This is a genomic window from Marmoricola sp. Leaf446 (assembly GCF_001424755.1).
Lineage (GTDB): Bacteria > Actinomycetota > Actinomycetes > Propionibacteriales > Nocardioidaceae > Marmoricola.
Window position 1 is genome coordinate 1452718 of record NZ_LMRF01000001.1, and the last position, 21197, is coordinate 1473914.

Below are 21197 nucleotides of genomic sequence, written 5' to 3' on the forward strand. Positions count from 1 at the left end.
GTCTGCTCCGTCACTCCCACTGGAAGGTCCTCGCGGTCAGGGCCGCCCCGACGACGGCCCACACGGCCAGCACCAGCCACGCCCCCCAGGCGGCCTCGCCCGACCACAGCGCGCTGCGCAGCGCGTCGCCGAGGGCGCCCGAGGGCAGCAGCCGGGTGAACCCGCCCGCCGAGCCGTACGCCGAGGAGGGCAGCACGACCGCGCCGCCGGCGAGCAGCAGCAGGTAGACCAGGTTGGCGGCGGCCAGGGTCGCCTCGGCCCGCAGCACCCCGGCCACGAACAGCCCGAGCGAGGCGAAGGCGGCGGTGCCGAGCACCGTGCTCACCAGCGCCGCCGGGAGCGAGGCGTCGGGCCGCCACCCGAGGGCGAGCGCGACGGCGGCGATGACCACGACCTGCAGCGCCTCCACGAGCAGCAGGCCCAGCACCTTGCCGAGCAGGAGGCCGGTGCGGGGGAGCGGGGAGGCGCCGAGCCGCTTGATCACGCCGTAGCGGCGCTCGAACCCCGTGGCGATGGCCAGCGACGTGAACGACGTGGACATCACCGCCAGGGCCAGGACGCCGGGCGTGAACTCGTCGACGGCGCGCCGGGACAGGTCGAGGCCGATCCGGTCGGCGCCGAGCACGGCGCCCACCAGCACGACCACGGGGATCACGACGGCCAGCAGCAGCTGCTCGCCATTGCGCAGCAGCAGCCGGGTCTCCATGCCGGCCTGCGCGAGCACCTGCGAGCCCAGCGGCGCGCCCCCGGGACGGGGGCTGAGGTCCAGGGTCACGACAGGCCCCGCCCGGTCAGCTCCAGGAAGACGTCCTCGAGGGTCCGCTGGCCCAGGTTGAGCGACTCGGGCAGCACGCGCTGCTCCTCGCACCACGCCGAGACGACGGCCAGCGTCGTGCTGTCGGCGGGACCGGTGATGAGCAGGCTGACGTCGCTGATGGTGGTGACCTCCAGGTGGCCGCCCAGGGAGGCCTGCAGCGAGTCGGGGGCACCGGCGGGGAACGGCTTGGTGACGACCAGTCGGATGGTCGAGGTGCCGCCGCGGGTGAGCTGGAGCGGTGTGCCGCTGGCGATGACGCGCCCCCGGTCGATGATGTGGATCAGGTCGGCCAGCCGCTCGGCCTCGTCCATGTGGTGGGTGGTCAGCACGACGGTGACGCCGTCGGCGCGCAGCTGGCGCAGCAGCTCCCACGTCGTACGCCGGGCGGCGGGGTCCATGCCGGCGGTCGGCTCGTCCACGAAGACCAGCTCGGGCCGTCCGACCAGGGCGAGCGCCAGCTTGAGGCGCTGCTGCTGCCCGCCGGAGAGCCGCCGGTACGGCGTACGACCGCAGTCGCCGAGGCCCAGCCGGTCGGCCAGGGCGTCGACGTCGAGCGGATGGGCGTGCAGCCGGGCGACGTGGCGCAGCATCTCCAGGGCGCGCACGCCTGACCACGCGCCGCCGTCCTGCAGCATCACCCCGATGCGGGGGAGCAGGGCGCGACGCTCGCGCTGGGGGTCCAGCCCGAGCACCCGGACGGTGCCCTGCTGGGGGGCGCGGTAGCCCTCGCAGGTCTCCAGCGTCGTCGTCTTGCCGGCGCCGTTGGGCCCGAGGACGGCGGTGATGGTGCCGCGCTCGACCCGCAGGTCGAGGTGGTCGACGGCCGTCTTCTCGCCGTACCGCATCACCAGTCTCGTCACCTCCACGGCGGGGGAGGAGGCGGCGTCGGGCACGGGGAGGAGTCTACGAACCGGGGTCGTGAGGCTCAGAGCAGACCCTTGACGTACGCCGCCTGGCCGAGGTGCTGCAGGCAGTCGCCGATCACGCTCACCAGACGGACGCCGGCCGTCACCGGCGGGTCCCAGCCCTCGTCGACCACCCGGTCGAGCTCGTCGGGTCCGACCCCGGAGACCGGGTCCAGCCGACGCAGGTAGGACAGCGTCCGCTCGTGGACGGCCTCGTGGTAGGCCACCAGCAGGTCCAGGTCGGCGACGCGCACGGCCGCGACCTCCTCGGGACCGTGGCCGTAGCCGAAGTCCTCGATGTCGAGCGGCAGGTCGAACCGCGAGGCCCAGCCCGCCCAGGCCTGCGCGTCGCCGGAGAGGCCGGCGACGTGGTCGTCGAGCACCCGGGAGGTGTGCCACAGCAGCCACACGACCGGGTTGCCCCGGTCTAGCGGCCGCTGGTGGGCCTGCTCCAGGTCGAGCCCGTCGACGACGGAGACGACCAGCTCGCGGACGCGTCCGACGTGGTCGACCAGCAGCGCGTGGGGGTCCATGCCACCGACGCTACGCCCGGGTGCGTGACCGACCGGTCGGCCTACGGGGTGGGTGCGGTGGACGAGGTCGCCGGGGCGGACCTGCTGTCGGTCGGTGCGCTGCTGTCCGCCGGGGACGACGGCGCCGGCGCCTGCGTCGTGGTGCCGCTGGACGCGGAGGGCTCGGAGGAGGGCGAGCCGCTCGGAGCCGTGGATCCCGGGGCCTGCGGTGAGGTGCGGGGGGACTCCGGGGCGGCCGTGGCCGAGCTCGCGGAACTGCTCGAGGGGCTGGGTGAGCTGCTCGCGGTGGCCGACGCCGTCCCGGCCGCCACCGGTGGCGCGCTGCCCAGGATGGCGACGATCTCGGCCTTGAAGCCCTCGAGCCGCGCCGCGACCTCCGCGAGCGGGTAGGAGGTGATGGTGCGGCCGAGCTCGGTCAGCCGGCCCCAGACCTCGCCCAGGGCGAGCAGCTGCTCCTCGCCCGGCTCGCTCCCCACCGAGAGGACCAGCTGGTTGGCGATGGCCGCCGTGATGCAGCGGTAGCAGTCGTAGTTGGCGGCGACCGCGAGGTTCTGCGGGACGATCACCCGCGCGTCGTCCATCACCAGGACGACCTGGAAGGCGACGGCGACGGTCACGCAGTTGGAGCACGACGCGTAGGCGCGAGCCTCGTTGACCTGGAGCACCTCGTCGCCCTCGGCCCACACCAGGGCGAACGCCACGTCGTAGGACACGCTGTCGTCGCGCGTGTTGACGGCGAGGGCCTGGTTGTCGCCCTGTGACGGGGGGAGCGGCCGGTCGAAGGGGAACACCCACGGCTGCTCCGCGCCCTCGCCCGCCCCGCTCGCGTCGCCCGCGTCGCCCGTGTCGCTGGGCACGAGCACCATCGCCAGCCGCGGCTTCGCCTTGGTGGGCAGCCGCTCGCCCGTCCCGAAGGTCGCGGCCAGCGGGTCGGAGCCCGCCAGGCGCCGTTCGGCGGCGGCTCCCGTGACCGAGGCCGACGCAGCCGGGGCGGCTTCGACGGCCGGCCCGGTCGCCGCACCGGGCAGGGCGGCGGTCAGGAGGCCCTTCTCGTCGGGCCCGATGGGCCGGTAGGCGCCCGGGCGCGGGGCCCAGGCGAAGGACAGGAAGATCGCGACGGCGGCCACGAGCGCCACGGCCGCGGCCCGACGGCCGACGGAGCCGCGGCTCCAGGCCACCAGCCCGGTGCTCCAGCGCAGCACGAGGCGGCCGAGGATCATCCCCCCGGCCACGACGGGCAGGACGACGGCCAGCACCTGGACCACCTGGGCGGCGACGTCGACGGGGTCGCCCTGGGACCAGGCGGCGCCGACGGCCGAGGAGCTGTCGCCCACCGCGGACCAGGCGGAGCCGACCAGCCGGGGGAAGGCCTTGACGAGCGTGAACAGCATGAAGGCCATGAGCGGCACGGTCACCAGCACCCAGGCCGTGATGACGACCCGTGCCCAGGGCTTGAGCACGCGGTTCTCGTCGTCGCGCCAGTGGTGCGGCAGCAGGCCCAGGAGCGTGGGCCGGATGCGCTGGTAGAGGTCGGGGACACCGGTGAGGTCGGCGAGCACGTGGTAGCCGTCGAAGCGGAGCAGGGGCATCAGCTGCTGCACCATCTGCAGGACCTGCGTGGCCACGAGGAGCAGCAGGGCGTCCCAGCCGGTGGCCCGCCAACCGACGAACGTGAGCACCACCACGACCGCGTTGAAGTAGAGCCCCCCCAGGTCCGTGCGCAGCCGTCCTGCGCGGGGGAGGCGATAGCTGTCGGTCACGTCGGTGTAGAACGCCGGCCAGACCAGGTAGAGGCCGGCACCGATGACCCCGGGCACGGCACCGCCGTAGCGGGCGGCGGCCGCGTGGCCGAACTCGTGGAACCCGCCCGACAGCACGGTCACCACGAAGACCAGGAGCAGCAGGTGGGGCCGTTCGAAGGCGTCGTACGCCGCCGGGCCCAGCCCGTGCCGGAAGAAGACCCACCCGGTGACGGCGAGGAAGGCCAGCACCACCGCGCCCATGACGGTCGGGCGGAAGAGGATGCGGAACGGGTCGGTGATGCGGCGCGTGGAGGCAGGGTCGGTGACCTTGAACCGCATCTTCAGCCCGAGGAGGGGGTCGGAGCGCTTCAGGGCCGGCTCGCTGCCGTCGGCCAGCTTGAGCAGCCCCAGTGGCCGGAGCTGTTGGTCGACCAGCGTGGCGACGACCTCGGGGGTCACCTCACGTCGGACGCGCTCGCGCACCCGGGCGGCGACCTCCTCCGGGCTGCTGTGGCCGTCGATGGCGTCGAGGACGGCGTACAGCAGCGGGGTGAGCTGCAGGGTCTGTCCGTCACCACGGCGGACCAGGGCCGGTGGGGTCCGGTAGCCGGACCCCACCATGGTCCCGAGCAGCTGCAGGCCGTCGGCGCGCGCCGGCGCGTCGACGAGCGCGGTCACGGCGCCGTGGTGGTGGTGCCCTGGTCCGCGCCCCCGGCAGTGCCGTCGGTCGCGGGGGCGGGCTCAGGCGCGGGCTCGGGAGCCGACGCCACGGCCTCGGTCGTGGTGTCGGTGCCATCGGCCGAGGCGGTGTCGGTGTCCGGCGGCTCGATCGAGCCCTGGTCGATGGCCGAGGTCTGCTCCGAGGTGGCCTCGGCGGAACCGGTGATCGACTGGGTGATGATGGCGTCCTGCTGGGCGAGGGCCGTGGCTTCGGAGTTCTCCGAGAGGATGTTGGCCGCCACAGAGGCGTCGATGGGTGCCGCGACGTTGGCGTTGGCCGCCACCGCGCCGTTGATGGGCGCCGCGAGGTCGGCGTCGAGGTCGACGTTGACGTCCACGTTGAGCAGGTCGCCCTTGAGCAGGTCGCCGGTGTCGAGACCCTCGAGGGTGTCGGTGACGTCGTCGACCACGCCACCCACGGTGCCGACCAGGTTGCCGGCCGCGTCGAGCACCTGGCCGGTCAGCGGGTCGAGCGAGCCCACCACGTTGCCGGCGGAGTCGACGACGTTGCCGGTGGCGCCGTCGAGGACACCGACCACGTTGCCGGCCGAGTCCAGGACCTGCGTGCCGTCGACCAGCCCGGTCACCGTGCCGAGGACGTCGCCGGCGACCCCCGTGACCTGTCCTGTGACGGGGTCCAGCGTGCCGACCACGTTGCCGGCGGAGTCGACGACGTTGCCGGTGGCGCCGTCGAGGACACCGACCACGTCACCGGTCGGACCGGCGACGGACGCGCCGTCGACGAGCCCCGTGAGCGAGCCGACCACGGCGCCGGTGCTGTCGGTGACGAGCCCCGTGGCCTCGTTCAGGGTGCCGACGACGGTGCCGTCGGCACCCACCACGTCGCCCGTCGCCTCGTCGAGGGTGCCCAGCAGCTCGCCGGTGGAACCGACCACCAGGGCACCGTCGACCGGAGCCGCGGCGGAGGCGGCCTGGTCGGCGTCGGGAGCGGTGGCGTCGTCGACCGAGGTGGTGGCGGCCAGCGCGGGCTCGTCGCCGTCGGCGGTGCCGGTCTCCCCGGTGGCGGTGCCCGGGGTCGTGGTGTCGGACTGGTCGATGGTGCTGTCCTGGATGCCGGTCGCGGACGCATCGGCGTCGATGGTCTGCGTGACCTGCACGCCCTGGTCGGCCAGCGCCTGCGACGTCGAGCCGTCGGAGAGCAGGTTGGCGCTCACGGCAGCGTCGATCGGGGCCGCCACGTTCGCGTTCAGCGCGACGGCGAGGTCGATGGGTGCCGCACCGTCGATGGCGAGGTCGACGTCGGCGGCGAGGTCGAGGATCGAGACGACCTCCTTGTCCGGGAGGGCCGTCACCCCCTCGGACGCCAGGTCCTCGGCCGTGATGGGTGCGTACTCGTCGGTGCTCATGCGGTGTCCCTCTCCCTGGGTCGACCGGTGGGCGTGGACCGGTCGGACGGTTCTGTGTCGTGGGGACCCGTCCGCAGCCGGCGCGTGGGTCCTCGGTGGGGAGACGCGCCGACCCGTCGGTCGTGACGGCCCCCGGCCCTTCCTACCCTCGGAGAAGCGGATCCACACCGAGTTCCCGGGATCCCGACGCAGCGGCGACCGGGTAAGGGGAGCCTTATTTGAAAGGCCCCCATCATTAAGAGCACACTTGCGTTGTGGAAATCCCGAGCCAGAGCCTCGCCCCCGGCGCCACCGGCGTCGTGGACGGGCACGACCGGCCGACGCGTGAGCGCGTCGCCCGCTCGATCCTGGACAACGGGCCCTCCACCGCGGCCGTGCTGGCCCAGCGGCTCGGCCTCACGCCCGCCGCCGTGCGCCGCCACCTCGACCAGCTGATCGAGGAGGGCACGCTCGAGTCCCGCGAGGCCCGCAACGTCGGTGCCCGCGGCCGTGGCCGTCCCGCCCGGGCCTTCGCCCTGACCGAGACCGGCCGCGACCGGTTCGACCAGGCCTACGACGACCTCGCCGTCCAGGCGATGCGCTTCCTGGCCGAGACCGGCGGCGACGCGGCCGTGCGTGCCTTCGCCGAGCGACGTGCCTCGCAGATCGAGCGACGCTTCGCCGACCTCAGCGACGAGCACCCCGAGCTGGTGGCGAGCGAGGCCCTGGCGCGGGTGCTCTCCGAGGACGGCTACGCCGCCGCGGTCCGCGACGTGCCGGTGGGTGAGCAGCTGTGCCAGCAGCACTGCCCCGTGTCCCACGTCGCCCACGAGTTCCCCCAGCTGTGCGAGGCCGAGACCGAGGCCATCGGCCGCATGCTCGGCCGCCACGTCCAGCGCCTGGCCACCATCGCCCACGGCGACGGCGTCTGCACCACCTGCATCCCCTCGGCACCCGGCACGACCGGCGCCGAGTCCCGCACCACGACCGCATCGACCACCGCTCCCCAAGGCAAGGAGATCGTCACATGACGTCCATCGAGGAGCTCAACCCCGAGCTCAAGGGCATCGGCCGCTACGAGTTCGGCTGGTCCGACAAGAACGACGTCGGCGCCAACGCCACGCGCGGCCTCAACGAGGACGTCGTGCGCAACATCTCCGCGCTCAAGAGCGAGCCGCAGTGGATGCTCGACCTGCGCCTCAAGGGCCTCAAGCTCTTCGGCCGCAAGCCCATGCCGACCTGGGGCTCCGACCTCGACGGCATCGACTTCGACAACATCAAGTACTTCGTGCGGTCCACCGAGAAGCAGGCCCAGACCTGGGACGACCTGCCCGAGGACATCAAGAACACCTACGACAAGCTGGGCATCCCCGAGGCCGAGAAGGCCCGTCTGGTCTCCGGCGTCGCCGCGCAGTACGAGTCCGAGGTCGTCTACCACGCGATCAACGAGGAGCTCGAGGCCCAGGGAGTGCTGTTCCTGGACACCGACACCGCCCTCAAGGAGCACCCCGAGATCTTCGAGGAGTACTTCGGCACCGTCATCCCCGTCGGTGACAACAAGTTCTCCGCGCTGAACTCCGCGGTGTGGTCCGGCGGCTCGTTCATCTACGTGCCCAAGGGCGTCCACGTCGAGATCCCGCTGCAGGCCTACTTCCGGATCAACACCGAGAACATGGGCCAGTTCGAGCGCACGCTGATCATCGCCGACGAGGGCTCCTACGTGCACTACGTCGAGGGCTGCACCGCGCCGATCTACTCCTCGGACTCGCTGCACTCCGCGGTCGTGGAGATCATCGTCAAGAAGAACGCCCGGGTGCGCTACACGACCATCCAGAACTGGTCCAACAACGTCTACAACCTGGTGACCAAGCGCGCGACCTGCGAGGCCGGCGCCACCATGGAGTGGGTCGACGGCAACATCGGCTCCAAGGTGACGATGAAGTACCCCGCGGTCTACCTCATGGGCGAGCACGCCAAGGGCGAGACCCTGTCCATCGCCTTCGCCGGCGAGGGCCAGCACCAGGACGCCGGCGCCAAGATGGTGCACGCCGCGCCCAACACGTCCAGCTCGATCCTGAGCAAGTCGGTGGCGCGTGGTGGCGGCCGGACGTCCTACCGCGGCCTGATCCAGGTCAACGAGGGCGCCCACGGCTCCAAGAGCAACGTGCTGTGCGACGCGCTCCTGGTCGACCAGATCAGCCGCTCCGACACCTACCCCTACGTCGACATCCGCGAGGACGACGTCTCCATGGGCCACGAGGCGAGCGTCTCGAAGGTCTCCGACGACCAGCTGTTCTACCTGATGTCGCGGGGCATGGAGGAGGACGAGGCCATGGCGATGATCGTGCGCGGCTTCGTCGAGCCGATCGCCAAGGAGCTCCCCATGGAGTACGCCCTGGAGCTCAACCGCCTCATCGAGCTCCAGATGGAGGGCGCGGTCGGCTGAGCCGGCGGAGCCGGCACAGCCGACCAGCGGGGCTGCTCGTCCTCGCTGGCGCTCGTCCTCGGTGTGGTTGCCGCGCTGCCGGCCCTCACCCCGTCCACAGAACTACCGAAAGAGTCTCGTGACTGTTGCAACCGAATCCGTGCGCGACGCGCTCGAGGTGCCGGAGGGGTCCCAGGTGGTCTCCCACCTGAACCCCCCGGCGTCCTACGACCTGGCCGACCACCCGGCGCCCACCGGGCGCGAGGAGGTGTGGCGCTTCACCCCGTTGAAGCGGCTCCGCGGCATCCTCGACGGCGAGGCGTCCGACGCCTCGCTGACCTGGACGACCTCGCTGCCCGAGGGCGTCACGATGTCGACCATCACCGCGCAGGAGGCACGTGACCTCGGTGAGCTCGGGCCCAACGAGCGGCCCGCCGCGCTGGCCGTGGCCAACGCGGGCGGGGCCGTGCTCGTCGACGTGCCCGCCGAGCTGGTCGCCGACGAGCCGCTGGTCATCGACCTGTCCGGCACGTCGGCCGACGACCTCGTGTGGGGTCACCTGGTCTTCCGGGTCGGTCACCACGCCGAGGTGACGATCGTGGTGACCCACACCGGGTCCGCGCGCTACTGCGCCACCACGTCCTACCTCGTCGGCGAGGGCGCTCAGGTCGACGTCGTCAGCCTCCAGGACTGGGACGACGACGCGGTCCACCTGGGCCGCGACGCGATCAGCGTCGGTCGCGACGCGCGCGTCAAGCACACCTCGATCAGCTTCGGGGGCGACCTGGTGCGGATGCACGCCAACGTCTCGTACGCCGGCCCGGGCGGTGAGTCCGAGCTGCTCGGCCTCTACTTCGCCGACGAGGGCCAGCACCTCGAGCACCGGCTCTTCGTCGACCACGACGCCCCGCGCACCCAGAGCAACGTCCTCTACAAGGGCGCGCTGCAGGGCAAGGGCGCCCACACGGTGTGGATCGGCAACGTCCTGATCCGCAAGGTGGCCGAGGGCATCGAGACCTACGAGGAGAACCGCAACCTCGTCCTCACCGACGGCTGCCAGGCCGACTCCGTGCCCAACCTGGAGATCGAGACCGGCGAGATCGAGGGCGCCGGGCACGCCTCGGCGACGGCCCGGTTCGACGACCAGCAGCTGTTCTACCTCCGCTCGCGCGGGGTCACCGAGCAGGAGGCCCGCCGCCTCGTGCTGCACGGCTTCTTCCACGACCTGATCCGCAAGGTCGGCGTCCCGTCGCTCGAGGAGCGGCTGACCGCCACCGTCGAGGAGGAGCTGTCGAAGAACGTGTTCCGGGCCGACCACGTCGCGCCCGTGGACCAGCCGACGGTCGCCGCGGAGGCCGGCGCCTGATGGCCTTCCAGCGCGCCTGCGCCCTCGCGGACCTGACCCCCGACCGGCCCCTGCGGGTCGAGGTCGAGGGCGTCGACGTCGCCGTGGTGCGCCACGGCGAGGAGGTCTTCGCCATCGAGGACGAGTGCAGCCACGCCGCGGTCGCGCTCTCCGAGGGCGACGTGGAGGACTGCACCATCGAGTGCTGGCTGCACGGCTCGCGCTTCGACCTCCGCACCGGCAAGCCCACCGGCCTTCCGGCCACCGAACCCGTTCCCGTCTTCGCCGTCCGACTCGACGGCGACGACGTCCTCATCGACCCCGACACCACTCTGGGAGACAACTGACATGGCAACGCTCGAGATCAAGGACCTGCACGTCGCGGTCGCCGCGTCCGACGAGGACGGGGGCACCGAGGGGTTCAAGCAGATCCTCAAGGGCGTCGACCTCACCATCCGCGACGGTGAGACCCACGCGATCATGGGGCCCAACGGCTCCGGCAAGTCGACCCTGGCCTACTCCATCGCGGGGCACCCGAAGTACACCGTCACGCAGGGCTCGGTGACCCTCGACGGCGTCGACGTGCTCTCGATGAGCGTCGACGAGCGCGCCCGCGCCGGACTGTTCCTCGCGATGCAGTACCCCGTGGAGGTGCCCGGCGTGTCCGTCGCCAACTTCCTGCGCACCGCCAAGACGGCCATCGACGGCGAGGCGCCCAAGCTGCGCACGTGGGTCAAGGACGTCAACGCCGCCATGGAGCAGGTCAAGATGGACACCGCCTTCGCGCAGCGCTCGGTCAACGAGGGCTTCTCCGGCGGCGAGAAGAAGCGTCACGAGATCGTCCAGCTGGAGCTGCTCGACCCCAAGGTCGCGGTGCTCGACGAGACCGACTCCGGCCTCGACATCGACGCGCTCAAGATCGTCTCCGAGGGCGTGAACCGCTTCAAGGCCAACGCCGACAAGGGCGTGCTGCTGATCACGCACTACACCCGCATCCTGCGCTACATCACCCCCGACTTCGTGCACGTCTTCGTCGACGGCCGGATGGTCGAGCAGGGCGGGCCCGAGCTCGCCGACGAGCTCGAGGCGCACGGCTACGACAAGTACGTCACGGCGAAGGCCTGAGCCATGACCGCGACCGGCTCGAGCACCCTGCCGGGGCTGCTGCCCGACCTCGAGGTGATCCGCAAGGACTTCCCGATCCTCTCGCGGCGGCTGGCCGACGACCGGCCCCTGGTCTACCTCGACAGCGCCAACACCTCGCAGAAGCCGCAGTGCGTGATCGACGCGATGGTCGACCACCTCGAGCGCCACAACGCCAACGTGGCCCGGGCCATGCACCAGCTGGGCGCGGAGTCCAGCGAGGCCTTCGAGGCGGCGCGCGACAAGGTCGCGGCGTTCCTCAACGCGCCCTCGCGTGACGAGGTGATCTTCACCAAGAACGCCTCCGAGGCGCTCAACCTGGTGGCCAACACCCTCGCCTGGGCCCGCGGTCCGCTCGAGGTCGCCGAGGGCGACCGCGTGGTGATCACGCAGATGGAGCACCACTCCAACATCGTGCCGTGGCAGCTGCTGACGCAGCGCACGGGTGCCGACCTGCGCTGGTTCGGGCTGACCGACGACGGGCAGCTCGACCTGTCCGACATCGACGAGCTGATCACCGAGCGCACCAAGGTGGTCTCGCTGACCTGGGTGTCCAACATGCTCGGCACCATCAACCCGGTCGCCGAGATCGCCCGCCGGGCCCACGAGGTCGGCGCGATCGTGGTGGTCGACGCCTCGCAGGCGGCGCCCCAGCTGCCGGTCGACGTGCAGGCGTCGGGAGCCGACGTCGTGGTGTTCACCGGTCACAAGGTGACCGGGCCGACCGGGATCGGCGTGCTCTGGGGCAAGCGCGAGCTGCTCGACCAGCTGCCGCCCTTCCTCGGCGGCGGCGAGATGATCGAGACGGTCACCATGGAGCGGTCGACGTACGCCGGGATCCCGCACAAGTTCGAGGCCGGGACCCCGCCGATCGTCGAGGCCGTCGGCCTCGGTGCCGCCGTGGACTACCTCGGCGCGATCGGGCTGGACAACATCCACCGGCACGAGCAGGCGATCACCGGCTACCTCCTGGAGGGGCTCGCCACCGTCCCGGGCGTGACCGTGCTCGGCCCGCTCGACCCGACGCTGCGCGGGGGAGCGGTGTCCTTCGAGGTCGACGGGGTCCACCCCCACGACGTCTCGCAGCTGCTCGACAGCTTCGGCATCGCCGTGCGCGCCGGGCACCACTGCGCCAAGCCGGCCCACAAGCGGTTCGGGGTGCAGAGCTCGACCCGCGCCTCGTCCTACCTCTACACCACGCCGGCCGAGGTCGACGCCTTCGTGGAGGGAATCATCGCCACCCAGAAGTACTTCAAGGTGGCATGAGCGTGGACCTCGACAGCCTCTACCAGGAGATCATCCTGGACCACTACCGCAACCCGCACCACGCGGGCCTGCGGGACCCCTTCGAGTCCGAGGTCCACCACGTCAACCCGACGTGCGGCGACGAGATCACGCTGCGGGTGCACCTCGACGGCGAGCCCGGCCACGAGACCGTCTCCGACGTGTCCTACGACGCCGAGGGCTGCTCGATCAGCCAGGCGGCGGCGTCGGTCATGGCCGACCTCGTCATCGGCCAGCAGGTCGACGAGGCGCTGCGCAAGCACCAGGCCTTCCTGGAGCTGATGCAGTCGCGCGGCACGATCGAGCCCGACGAGGAGGTGCTGGAGGACGGCATCGCCTTCGCCGGCGTCTCCAAGTTCCCGGCCCGCGTCAAGTGCGCGTTGCTGGGCTGGATGGCCTTCAAGGACGCCACCTCGACCATCCTGGCCGGGACCGCGTCCACCACGACCCCCGAGGAGAACCGATGACCGCCGACCACAGCGACCTGCCCGACGTGCCCGAGGCCTCCGGCACCGGTGCCACCGGCACCGCCACGGTGAACCGTGAGGACGTCGTCGAGGCGATGAAGGACGTCGTCGACCCCGAGCTGGGGATCAACGTCGTCGACCTGGGCCTGGTCTACGACGTCCACATCGACGACGCGTCGGCCGCCGTGCTCGACATGACGCTGACGTCCGCGGCCTGCCCGCTCACCGACGTCATCCAGGACCAGACCAACCAGGCGCTCGAGGGCCTGGTCACCGACGTGACGATCAACTGGGTCTGGATGCCGCCGTGGGGCCCCGACAAGATCACCGAGGACGGCCGCGAGCAGCTGCGGGCGCTCGGCTTCAACGTCTGACGCGCTCGCCCGTCTCCCGCTGGCGGCGCAGGCCGTCGAGGTAGGCGTCGGTGTAGTACTCCCGCTCCAGGTAGACGGAGTACTGCAGGGTCTCGCCCTCGCTCTCCGGCGTGGTCCGCGCGGTGATCTCACCGACCAGCCCGGAGCGCGCGAGCCCGGTCCCGAAGCTGGTGCGGTGGGTGCTGTCGGGGTCGGCGAAGGGCCCGCTGGTGGCCAGGTCGACGCCCCCCTGCCAGTTCGCGACCGTGTTGTCCGGCAGGCCCCAGTGCGCCACCGCACGGGTCAGGGCCGCGTCGCCCTCGGCGCGGGTGTCGTAGGACTCGAACCAGGTCACCGAGGTCATCCGGCCACGGCTGCTGTTGAAGAACGGCAGGACCGTCGAGGTCCGCGCCCGCTCGGTGCCGCGGGGGCCCAGCAGCTCGAGCTCGAGGAGCCGGCCGCGCGGCGAGCCGACCTGCGGACCCAGGCGCCCGGGCTCGACGCCGACCTCCTGGCGGGTGACGCGGAGGTCACGCAGGTCGAACCTCATCCGGCCGGTCTCCTTGATGTGGTCGACGCCGGCCTCGGTCAGCAGCGAGAACCCGTCCGGGTCGACGCGCGGGCCCTCGGGCTCGGGCTCGGAGAGACAGCCCCCGGTCAGCCCCAGCGCCGCGAGGGCAGCCGCGAGGACGAGCGCACGGACCTGGGCTGGCATGCGGGCTAGTTTGGCACCCATGACCCGCTCCACGACGTACGTCGAGACGCCCGACGGCCAGCTGCCCGCCCACCTCTGGCTGCCCGAGGGCGGGACGGGCCCGGGGCTGCTCCTGCTCCAGGAGATCTTCGGCATCAGCCGCTACGTGCAGTCCCGCGCCCAGGACCTGGCCGACCTCGGCTACGTCGTGCTCGCCCCCGAGATCTACTGGCGGCTCGGGGTCAGCCGCGTCGAGGAGGGGCCGCAGGCGATGGACGAGGGGCTGGCGCTGATGGGCCGGGTCGACTGGGACGCCGCCGTGGGTGACGCGGCCAGCGCTCTCGCGGACCTGCGTGGTCGTCCCGAGGTGGACGCAGGCACCGGCGTCGTGGGCTTCTGCTTCGGCGGCGGCCTGGGCTTCCACCTCGCCGCCCTCGAGCAGCCCGACGCCCTGGTGGCCTACTACGGCTCCGCGATCCCGCAGCTCCTCGGGCTGGCGCCCCAGGTGACGTGCCCGTCGCTGCACCACCTCGGGCTCGCCGACGCCTACATCGCGGGCGACGCCCGGCAGGCCATGCTCGACGCGCCGCGGGCCCAGCCCGCCACCCGCGTCGAGACCTACGAGGGCGCCGACCACGCCTTCGACAACCCCGACCTGCCGCTGCACCACGCAGAGGCGTCGTCGGCGGCCTGGGAGCACACCGTGGCCTTCCTGGCCGAGCAGCTGCCCACCGCGTGAGTCCCGGCGGCGAGGTCCTCGTGCCGGCCGAGCGCCTGGTCCGCTGGACCGAGAACTTCGTCGCGCGCCACGGCGCCACGTCCCTCGTCGTCGACGGCGGGGCGCTGCGCGGCACCGCGACCGACGGCTCGGACTTCGTCGCCCGGCTGCCCTTCGACCTGGCGTACGCCGGCCCCGCGGCCGCCGACGCCCTGGTCGACGCCGTGGTGGCGCCCCCGGCCTGGGGGGTGCTGCTGGTGCGCAAGGGTGGCTTCGCGGTCGCGCACCTGGCCGGTGGCCGACTGGTCGGCTCCAAGACCGGGCAGCGTCACGTCCAGGGCCGCACCAAGGCGGGCGGGCAGAGCCAGCAGCGGTTCGCCCGCCGCCGCGACAACCAGGCCCGGGCGGCGTACGACGCGGCGGCCGACCACGCGGCCCGGGTGCTGGACGGCGTCCGGCTGCTCGTGACCGGCGGCGACCGGGACGCCGTCGAGGCCGTGCTCGCCGACCGCCGCCTGGCCGGTGCGAGCGTCGTCGGACCGTGGCTGGCGGTCCCCGACCCGCGTCGGGGCGTGCTCGAGCAGGCGGTCCGGGACGCGCAGGCGGTCCGGGTCGCGGTCCGCAACGCCTAGCGCCGACCCCCCGTCGAGGCGGGCTGCTCGCTGAGCTCGTCGGGCGAGACCGAGCCGCCGCGGGCCCGGGTGACGAGGTAGAGCACGACCACGACCGCGAAGGACAGCAGGCTGAGGAGCAGCTGCGAGCGGGTGTCCTTGGTGAGCCCCATCTGCACCAGGATCGCCAGGATCCCGACGATGGCGACGAGGGTCAGCCCGGGGAACAGCCACATCCTGACCACCAGCTGGTCGTCCGGCGTACGACGTCGGAGCACCAGCTGCGAGAGCGCGATCAGCAGGTAGACGAAGAGGATCACCGCGCCGGAGGAGTTGAGCAGGAACAGGAAGACGGTGTCGGGGGAGACGTAGGCCGCGATCACGCTCAGGAAGCCGATGACCGTGGAGAACAGGATCGCCCACACCGGGACGCCCCGGGAGCTCAGCGCGACGAGGCGGGCCGGTGCCTCGCGGCGCTCGGCGAGCACGAACAGCATCCGGGAGGCGGTGTAGAGCCCGGAGTTGAGGCAGGACAGCACGGCGGTCAGCACGACGGCGTTCATGATGTGGTCGGCGTACGGGATGCCCATCCGGCCGAAGGCGAGCACGAAGGGGGAGACCTCCGGCTCGTTCTCCTTCCAGGGGACGATCAGCACGAGGAGCACTGCGGAGCCCACGAAGAAGGTCGCGACGCGCAGGATCACCGACTGCGTGGCCTTGGCGATCGCACGCTCGGGGTCGTCGGACTCCGCGGCGGCGACGGTGGCGATCTCGGCGCCCACCATCGAGAAGACCACCACGACGATGCTCGAGAAGACCGCGCCGACCCCGAGCGGCAGGAAGCCGTCCTGGCTGGTCATCAGGCTGACGTCGAAGTCCTTGTCGGGCCACAGGCCGACGACGAACAGCGTGCCCAGCACCAGGAACGCGACGATCGCGACCACCTTGATGCCGGCGAACCAGTACTCGAACTCGCCGTAGGAGCCGACCGAGACCAGGTTGGTGGCGGTCATCAGCAGCATCAGGCCGAGCGACAGCAGCCACAGCGGGGCGTCGAACCAGAAGGTGAGGATGCCCGCCCCGGCGACGGCCTCGAAGCCGACGACGATGACCCAGAAGTACCAGTACAGCCAGGCCACCGAGAAGCCCGCCCAGCCGCCCAGCGCCCGCCGCGAGTAGTCGGCGAAGGAGCCCGTGGACGGGTTGGCCGTCGCCATCTCGCCGAGCATGCGCATCACCAGGATGATCAGCAGGCCGGTCAGCAGGTAGGACAGGAACGCCCCGGGCCCGGTGGTCTTGATGACCGAGCCGGACCCCACGAACAGCCCGGCGCCGATCACGCCGCCGATCGCGATCATGGTCAGGTGTCGCTGCTTGAGGCCCTTCTGCAGCTGAGCGGGAGCAGACATCAAACGATCCTCACGGCCGGGTGGCCGCACCCGAGCAGGCTCGACCGCTTGCCAGCATGGCACGGCTGGACCGCGGCGAGCGAGGGCCGCGAGCAGTTAGACGGTGAGCGAGGCCACACCCTCGAGCAGTCCCGCGACGGGTTCGCCGACGGCGCGGTCCAGCAGCGTCGCCACCGCGAAGTCGGCAGCGGCGCGCTCGAAGACCGAGCCCCTTCGCAGCATGGCGTGCTTGCCGTCCTGCACGTCCAGCCAGCCGAACGAGGCCGCGGTGCCCGCCACCTCCTGCCCGAGCCGTCGCGCCCGGCGGGGGTCGGCGACGCGGTCGGCGGTGCCGTGCACCATCAGCACTCGGCGACCGGCGAGGGTGGCGTGGTCGGCAGGCGCGATCCAGGCGTTCAGCGCGGCCACCCCCACGACCGGGGCAGCGGACCCCGCCAGCAGGGCCGCCCGGCCGCCCAGCGAGTGGCCCACCAGGCACGCGGGCAGCTCTCCGTGGCGCCGGGCCACCTCCTCGAGCGCCCACAGCGCGTCGTCGACCGGGGTGTGGCCGGTGTCCCAGCCGCGGGTGGAGTTGAGCACCCGGTAGACGGCCAGCCCGCGGCCGCCACCGGCCCGACCGACCCGGGCGATGCGACGTGCCACCGGCACCATCCGCAGCACCGACAGCTGGGCCGGGCTGACCTCGGCCCGGTCGCGGCGGGCGGCACCCCCGTGCAGCACCAGCACGACGCCCTCGGGACGGCGCGGCGCGCGGACGGGGACGAGGCGGGGCTGCGGCACGTGGGCCTCCTGGGCGTACGACGGGGAGGGTGCTCGTCGACCGGCGGGTCGACGGCGATCGCGGGGGGCTGCTGCCAGGATGACGGACGTGTGGGAGCCGGACCCCTCGTGGGAGGTGCTGCCCGGCGCGGCCGGCCCGGCGAGCGCCGGCGTGTGGCGCGCCCGGTCGGGCGGTCGGAGCTGGGTCGTCAAGCGGCTGCGCCCCCCGGCGTACGACGAGCCGGGCTCGCACCTCGCGCTCGACCCCGCCCACCCCGGCTACTGGCGCCGGGAGGCCGACGCCGCGCTGACCGGCTTCGGTGACGGCCCCGGGCTGGTGCGCGCGGGGGACGGCCCGGTGGAGGAGGACGACGAGGGCGTGACGCTGTGGAGCCCGGAGTCGGTGGGGGAGCCACCCACCGGGCTCCACGTCGCGCGCGCTCTCGGCAGCTTCGCCGCGGCGGCGTACGACGCCCCGCCGTGGGCCGCCCGCGACCAGCTGCGGCGGCGGCTCGAGCTGGTGGAGGCCCGGGGCGGGTGGCGCACCCTGGCGCGCACCACGCTGGCCGACGTCACCAGCCTGCTGTGGGAGCGGCGCGGTCACTGGCTGGCCCGGCTCGACGAGGGCCCCCAGGGGCGCGTCCACGGCGACGCGGTGCCGTCGAACTTCCTCACCACCGGTCGCGGCGGCGCGGTCGTGGCCGTGGACTGGCAGTGCCTGGGCGTGGGGCCGGTCGGCGCCGACCTCGGCTACTGGTCGCTGTCGAGCCGCGAGGAGTTCGGGGTGCTGCTCGAGGCGTTCCTCGCCGGGGTCGCGTCCGAGCCGGGGCACGCGCCCGACGCCGAGGCCGTGGCGCGCGCGGCGCAGGTGCACGCGGCGTACTCCGTGCTGTGCCGGGCCGAGTGGGCGCTGGCCCAGGCCGCCAAGGGCGAGGGGGCGCTCGCCGGCAAGTTCCGCCACCCGGCCGTGGCGCCCTACCTGCGTGCGGTCGAGCGGCAGTTCCCGCAGCTCGAGGCGCTGCTGCCGTGAGCCCCTGACCGACTGGTCTGCTCCGCGTCAGGGCGTGCGTTGACCCCCACGGGGGGCGGGCGGACAGTGCGAGTCATGCGCCGTACGCCGGCACCACCCGCGGTCCTGCTCCTCCTCGTGCTGACCCTGGCCCTCGCCGGGTGCGGGGGCGGGGACGGCCGGGCCGGCGCGGACGACGAGCCGTCCGCGTCCGCGCCCTCGGAGTCCGCGACCACCGAGGCGGCGGAGGGGACGCAGCAGGCGGGGGCGACGTACTTCGTGGAGGCCGACTCCGACGCCGTCAACGCGGTGGTCGCCGCGGCGCAGCGCTCGGGCGCGGCCACCACGGCCCCGGAGCGGATGGGCCGCTGCGGACGGATGGGCGAGCAGCAGGGCTACGCCGCGTGGCGCCGGTGCTGGCACGGGCTGCTGGACCCCTTCGTCCGCGACCTCGACGCGGTGGCGGCGACACTGGGCCGGATGGCCGGGCGGGACCTGCCCGCCGCCTGCACCCGCGAGCTGCGGGCCGGGCAACAGCGGTTCACCGGCTCCGGGAAGCGGGTCGACGGGCTGCTCACCGGCATCGACTCCGACGACCGGGCCGCGCAGGAACGGTCGATGGACACCTACCGGAAGGTGGTCGGGCGCGTGGGCGAGGGGTTCGCGCCGTACTTCCGCGCCCTGACCCGGGCCTGCTACTCGCCCAGCGACCTCGAGAGCATCGACGCGGCCGCGAAGGCCGACCCCAGCGCGTCAGCGGAGGGCTAGGCCCGACCTAGGCTGGCGCGGTGAGCGCTGCGCACCCCCTGGCCGACCCGCGGCGGCTGCTCGGCGGCTGGGTGCTGGAGCGCACCATCGAGGACCGCCGCGGCGACCTGGGCGGGGTGGTGACGGGCCGGCTCGAGCTGGTCGAGGAGGCCCCTGACCGGCTGCGGTGGGAGGAGCGGGCCACCTGGCAGCGACCCGGCGGCGAGGTGGCGGTGCGACGCACGCTGCGCGTCGTACGCCGCGACGCGGGGTGGTGGGTCCTGTTCGAGGACGGACGCGACTTCCACCCCTGGCGGACCGGTGTGCAGGTCGTCCACGACTGCCGGCCCGACACCTACCGCGGGCTCGTCACCGGGTCGCCGGACTCGTGGTCGGTGACGTGGGAGGTGACCGGGCCGGCGAAGGACTACCTCATGCGGACGCGGCTGCGGCCCGCCGCCCCCGAGGGGACGAGCGGGCCGCAGCCGTGACGCGGGCGAGGGGGACCCTCAGCGGTGCAGCTTGTCCACCAGGCGCCAGGCGACGGGCAGGCAGCCGGCGGCGAGCAGGATCTTGAGGCCGTCGCCGAGCAGGTAGTTCTTCATGCCGATGTCGAAGGCCTCGCCGAGACCGATGCCGAGCGAGGCGGCGAGGTAGGGCAGACCGACCGCGTAGACGACGGCGTTGCCGAGGACCATCGTGGCGATGGTGCGACCGGGCGAGCGGTCGCCGCCGCGGCTGGCGAGCAGGCCGACCACGCCGGCCGCGAGCACGAAGCCGATCACGTAGCCGAGGGAGGGCGCCACCACGCCGGAGCCGCCGTCGGCGTACCACGGCATCCCGGCCATGCCGGCGAGCAGGTAGACGAGCAGGGCGAGCGCGCCGCGCTGCCAGCCGAGCGCCGCACCGACGCCGAGGGCCGCGAACGTCTGGCCCGTCACCGGGACGGGCGAGCCCGCGACCGGGATGGCGACCTGGGCGGCCAGCCCGGTCAGCGCGGCACCGCCGAGGACCAGGGCGATGTCGCGGGCGAGCGCACCGGGGACGACGTCGGCCAGGACCAGCGGACGGCGCTGGTGCAGCGGGGCGGACAGGGCGGAGCTGGACATGGGGACCTCCGTGACGGGCGTGCGGTGCGGCTATCTCTACCAGAACGCGACGGTCCGCAGCCGCGGCGACGTCCTACCGGACGGTGCTACCGACGGGTCCCGTGCGAGAGGCGCGTCACAGCCGCCGTGCGGCGAAGGTGTCGCAGGCCTCCAGCGAGCCCTGCTCGAGGCCGATGTTGAACCACTTCACCCGCTGGGCCGCCGAGCCGTGGGTGAAGGAGTCGGTGTCGACCCTGCCCCCGGACCGCTGCTGGATCCGGTCGTCGCCGACCGCCTCGGCCGCGTCGATGGCGCGCGTGATGTCGTCCTGGGTCAGGTCGGAGATGATCGTCTGCCCGTCCTGGTCCTGGGTCCGGGTCGCGCTGCGGGCCCACATCCCGGCCAGGCAGTCGGCCTTGAGCTCCACCCGGACGGCGTCGCTCTGGGCGCCCTGCTGGGTGCGGATCCGGCCGAGGTCGCCCTGGAGGTCCTCGACGTGGTGGCCGTACTCGTGGGCGATGACGTAGCCGATCGCGAACGGCCCGCCCTGGGCCCCGAGCTGGCCGCGGAGCATGTCGTCGAAGAACGTGGTGTCGAGGTAGACCTGCTGGTCGTTGGGGCAGTAGAAGGGCCCCATCTCCGAGCTCGCCTGGCCGCAGCCGGACTGCGTCGAGCCCTCGAAGCGCACCGTCCTGATCGGCTGGTAGGCCTCGCCGGTCTGGTCGGGGTAGGCCTGGTCCCAGTAGTCCTGCACCGAGGTGGTGAACAGGTCGATGGCGCACGCGTCGGAGGAGTTGGCGTCGGCCCCGGTCCGGCACTCGTTGGACGCCTGCTGGTCACCGGCCCCCGACGTGGTGCCACCGCCACCCGGCCCACCACCCAGCCCGCCACCGCCGCCGACGCACTGGCTGAGCACGATGAACAGCACGATCACGATGATGCCGCCGATGCCGAGCCCGCCCTTGCCGCCCGTGGGGATGGGCAGCCGGCTCCCGCCGCCCCCGAAGCCCCCGCCGCCACCGCCGCGGCGTACCTCCACCTGGCTCTGGTCGATGCGGGCCTTGGGGTTGAAGCGCATGGGT

General features: G+C 72.9%; 23 protein-coding genes. 13 read left to right on the top strand and 10 right to left on the bottom strand.

Features of this window, described 5'->3' with window-relative positions; genetic code table 11:
• Nucleotides 1–10: 10 nt before the first annotated feature.
• From ASG49_RS06890 to ASG49_RS19060, 5 genes are read right to left on the bottom strand one after another with little or no spacing between them, the layout of a single operon-like run.
• On the bottom strand, nt 11–775 hold the full coding sequence (locus ASG49_RS06890; RefSeq protein WP_056538771.1) for an ABC transporter permease: 765 nt from the start codon (nt 773–775) through the stop codon (nt 11–13).
• On the bottom strand, nt 772–1710 hold the full coding sequence (locus ASG49_RS06895; protein WP_235561932.1) for an ABC transporter ATP-binding protein: 939 nt from the start codon (nt 1708–1710) through the stop codon (nt 772–774). Before ASG49_RS06895 ends, ASG49_RS06890 begins: the two co-directional genes overlap by 4 nt.
• Before the next feature lie 32 nt (nt 1711–1742).
• Entirely contained in the window at nt 1743–2255 is a 513-nt protein-coding gene (locus ASG49_RS06900) for a DinB family protein (RefSeq protein WP_056538774.1), read from the bottom strand.
• A 41-nt stretch (nt 2256–2296) separates the two neighbouring features.
• A complete protein-coding gene (locus ASG49_RS06905; protein WP_056538777.1) occupies nt 2297–4675 on the bottom strand; it encodes a hypothetical protein in 2379 nt (792 codons plus the stop codon).
• Nucleotides 4672–6084 (bottom strand): hypothetical protein, encoded by a 1413-nt coding sequence (locus tag ASG49_RS19060; protein ID WP_200936213.1) that lies wholly within the window; start codon nt 6082–6084, stop codon nt 4672–4674. Before ASG49_RS19060 ends, ASG49_RS06905 begins: the two co-directional genes overlap by 4 nt.
• 254 nt (nt 6085–6338) lie before the next feature.
• Here ASG49_RS19060 and ASG49_RS06915 point away from each other — a divergent pair, with 254 nt between their 5' ends.
• From ASG49_RS06915 to ASG49_RS06950, 8 genes are all read left to right on the top strand, one after another.
• Nucleotides 6339–7094, top strand: coding sequence for a winged helix-turn-helix transcriptional regulator (locus ASG49_RS06915; protein WP_200936214.1), 756 nt, complete (start codon nt 6339–6341; stop codon nt 7092–7094).
• On the top strand, nt 7091–8509 hold the full coding sequence (gene sufB, locus ASG49_RS06920) for a Fe-S cluster assembly protein SufB (RefSeq protein WP_056538782.1): 1419 nt from the start codon (nt 7091–7093) through the stop codon (nt 8507–8509). Before ASG49_RS06915 ends, sufB begins: the two co-directional genes overlap by 4 nt.
• A gap of 139 nt (nt 8510–8648) precedes the next feature.
• Nucleotides 8649–9854 (top strand): Fe-S cluster assembly protein SufD, encoded by a 1206-nt coding sequence (gene sufD, locus ASG49_RS06925; protein WP_235561933.1) that lies wholly within the window; start codon nt 8649–8651, stop codon nt 9852–9854.
• Nucleotides 9854–10180: a non-heme iron oxygenase ferredoxin subunit gene (locus ASG49_RS06930; RefSeq protein WP_056538785.1), complete on the top strand. Its 327-nt coding sequence runs from the start codon at nt 9854–9856 to the stop codon at nt 10178–10180. Before sufD ends, ASG49_RS06930 begins: the two co-directional genes overlap by 1 nt.
• Before the next feature lies 1 nt (nt 10181).
• Nucleotides 10182–10958, top strand: coding sequence for a Fe-S cluster assembly ATPase SufC (sufC, locus tag ASG49_RS06935; protein ID WP_056538788.1), 777 nt, complete (start codon nt 10182–10184; stop codon nt 10956–10958).
• A gap of 3 nt (nt 10959–10961) precedes the next feature.
• Complete coding sequence (locus ASG49_RS06940; RefSeq protein ID WP_056538791.1) at nt 10962–12242, top strand: cysteine desulfurase; 1281 nt, start codon at nt 10962–10964, stop codon at nt 12240–12242.
• A gap of 2 nt (nt 12243–12244) precedes the next feature.
• Nucleotides 12245–12727 carry a Fe-S cluster assembly sulfur transfer protein SufU gene (sufU, locus tag ASG49_RS06945; protein ID WP_056538794.1) on the top strand — a complete coding sequence of 161 codons (483 nt, stop codon included), beginning with the start codon at nt 12245–12247 and terminating at the stop codon, nt 12725–12727.
• Nucleotides 12724–13101 (top strand): metal-sulfur cluster assembly factor, encoded by a 378-nt coding sequence (locus ASG49_RS06950; protein WP_056538797.1) that lies wholly within the window; start codon nt 12724–12726, stop codon nt 13099–13101. The genes sufU and ASG49_RS06950 overlap by 4 nt, the downstream gene beginning before the upstream one ends.
• Here ASG49_RS06950 and ASG49_RS06955 read toward each other — a convergent pair.
• Nucleotides 13091–13795, bottom strand: coding sequence for a hypothetical protein (locus ASG49_RS06955; protein WP_056538801.1), 705 nt, complete (start codon nt 13793–13795; stop codon nt 13091–13093). The genes ASG49_RS06950 and ASG49_RS06955 overlap by 11 nt on opposite strands.
• A 19-nt stretch (nt 13796–13814) precedes the next feature.
• Between ASG49_RS06955 and ASG49_RS06960 the strand changes: the two genes are divergently transcribed.
• Entirely contained in the window at nt 13815–14513 is a 699-nt protein-coding gene (locus tag ASG49_RS06960) for a dienelactone hydrolase family protein (RefSeq protein ID WP_056538805.1), read from the top strand.
• The gene (locus tag ASG49_RS06965) at nt 14510–15124 is read left to right on the top strand and encodes an acVLRF1 family peptidyl-tRNA hydrolase (protein WP_056538808.1); all 615 of its coding nucleotides are present in this window, start codon (nt 14510–14512) and stop codon (nt 15122–15124) included. The genes ASG49_RS06960 and ASG49_RS06965 overlap by 4 nt, the downstream gene beginning before the upstream one ends.
• Here ASG49_RS06965 and ASG49_RS06970 read toward each other — a convergent pair.
• The gene (locus ASG49_RS06970) at nt 15121–16512 is read right to left on the bottom strand and encodes an amino acid permease (protein WP_056538813.1); all 1392 of its coding nucleotides are present in this window, start codon (nt 16510–16512) and stop codon (nt 15121–15123) included. The genes ASG49_RS06965 and ASG49_RS06970 overlap by 4 nt on opposite strands.
• A gap of 96 nt (nt 16513–16608) precedes the next feature.
• Nucleotides 16609–17292, bottom strand: coding sequence for an alpha/beta hydrolase (locus ASG49_RS06975; protein WP_056538816.1), 684 nt, complete (start codon nt 17290–17292; stop codon nt 16609–16611).
• Nucleotides 17293–17380: 88 nt separating this feature from the next.
• Here ASG49_RS06975 and ASG49_RS06980 point away from each other — a divergent pair, with 88 nt between their 5' ends.
• From ASG49_RS06980 to ASG49_RS06990, 3 genes are all read left to right on the top strand, one after another.
• Nucleotides 17381–18301, top strand: coding sequence for a phosphotransferase family protein (locus ASG49_RS06980; protein ID WP_056538818.1), 921 nt, complete (start codon nt 17381–17383; stop codon nt 18299–18301).
• A gap of 75 nt (nt 18302–18376) precedes the next feature.
• Complete coding sequence (locus tag ASG49_RS06985; RefSeq protein WP_056538821.1) at nt 18377–19048, top strand: hypothetical protein; 672 nt, start codon at nt 18377–18379, stop codon at nt 19046–19048.
• A gap of 20 nt (nt 19049–19068) precedes the next feature.
• A complete protein-coding gene (locus ASG49_RS06990; RefSeq protein ID WP_056538824.1) occupies nt 19069–19518 on the top strand; it encodes a DUF6314 family protein in 450 nt (149 codons plus the stop codon).
• An 18-nt stretch (nt 19519–19536) separates the two neighbouring features.
• Here ASG49_RS06990 and ASG49_RS06995 read toward each other — a convergent pair whose 3' ends face one another.
• Both ASG49_RS06995 and ASG49_RS07000 read right to left on the bottom strand, forming a co-directional pair.
• Entirely contained in the window at nt 19537–20136 is a 600-nt protein-coding gene (locus ASG49_RS06995; protein WP_056538827.1) for a biotin transporter BioY, read from the bottom strand.
• Between the two features lie 115 nt (nt 20137–20251).
• A complete protein-coding gene (locus ASG49_RS07000) occupies nt 20252–21193 on the bottom strand; it encodes a neutral zinc metallopeptidase (protein WP_056538830.1) in 942 nt (313 codons plus the stop codon).
• Nucleotides 21194–21197: the final 4 nt, after the last annotated feature.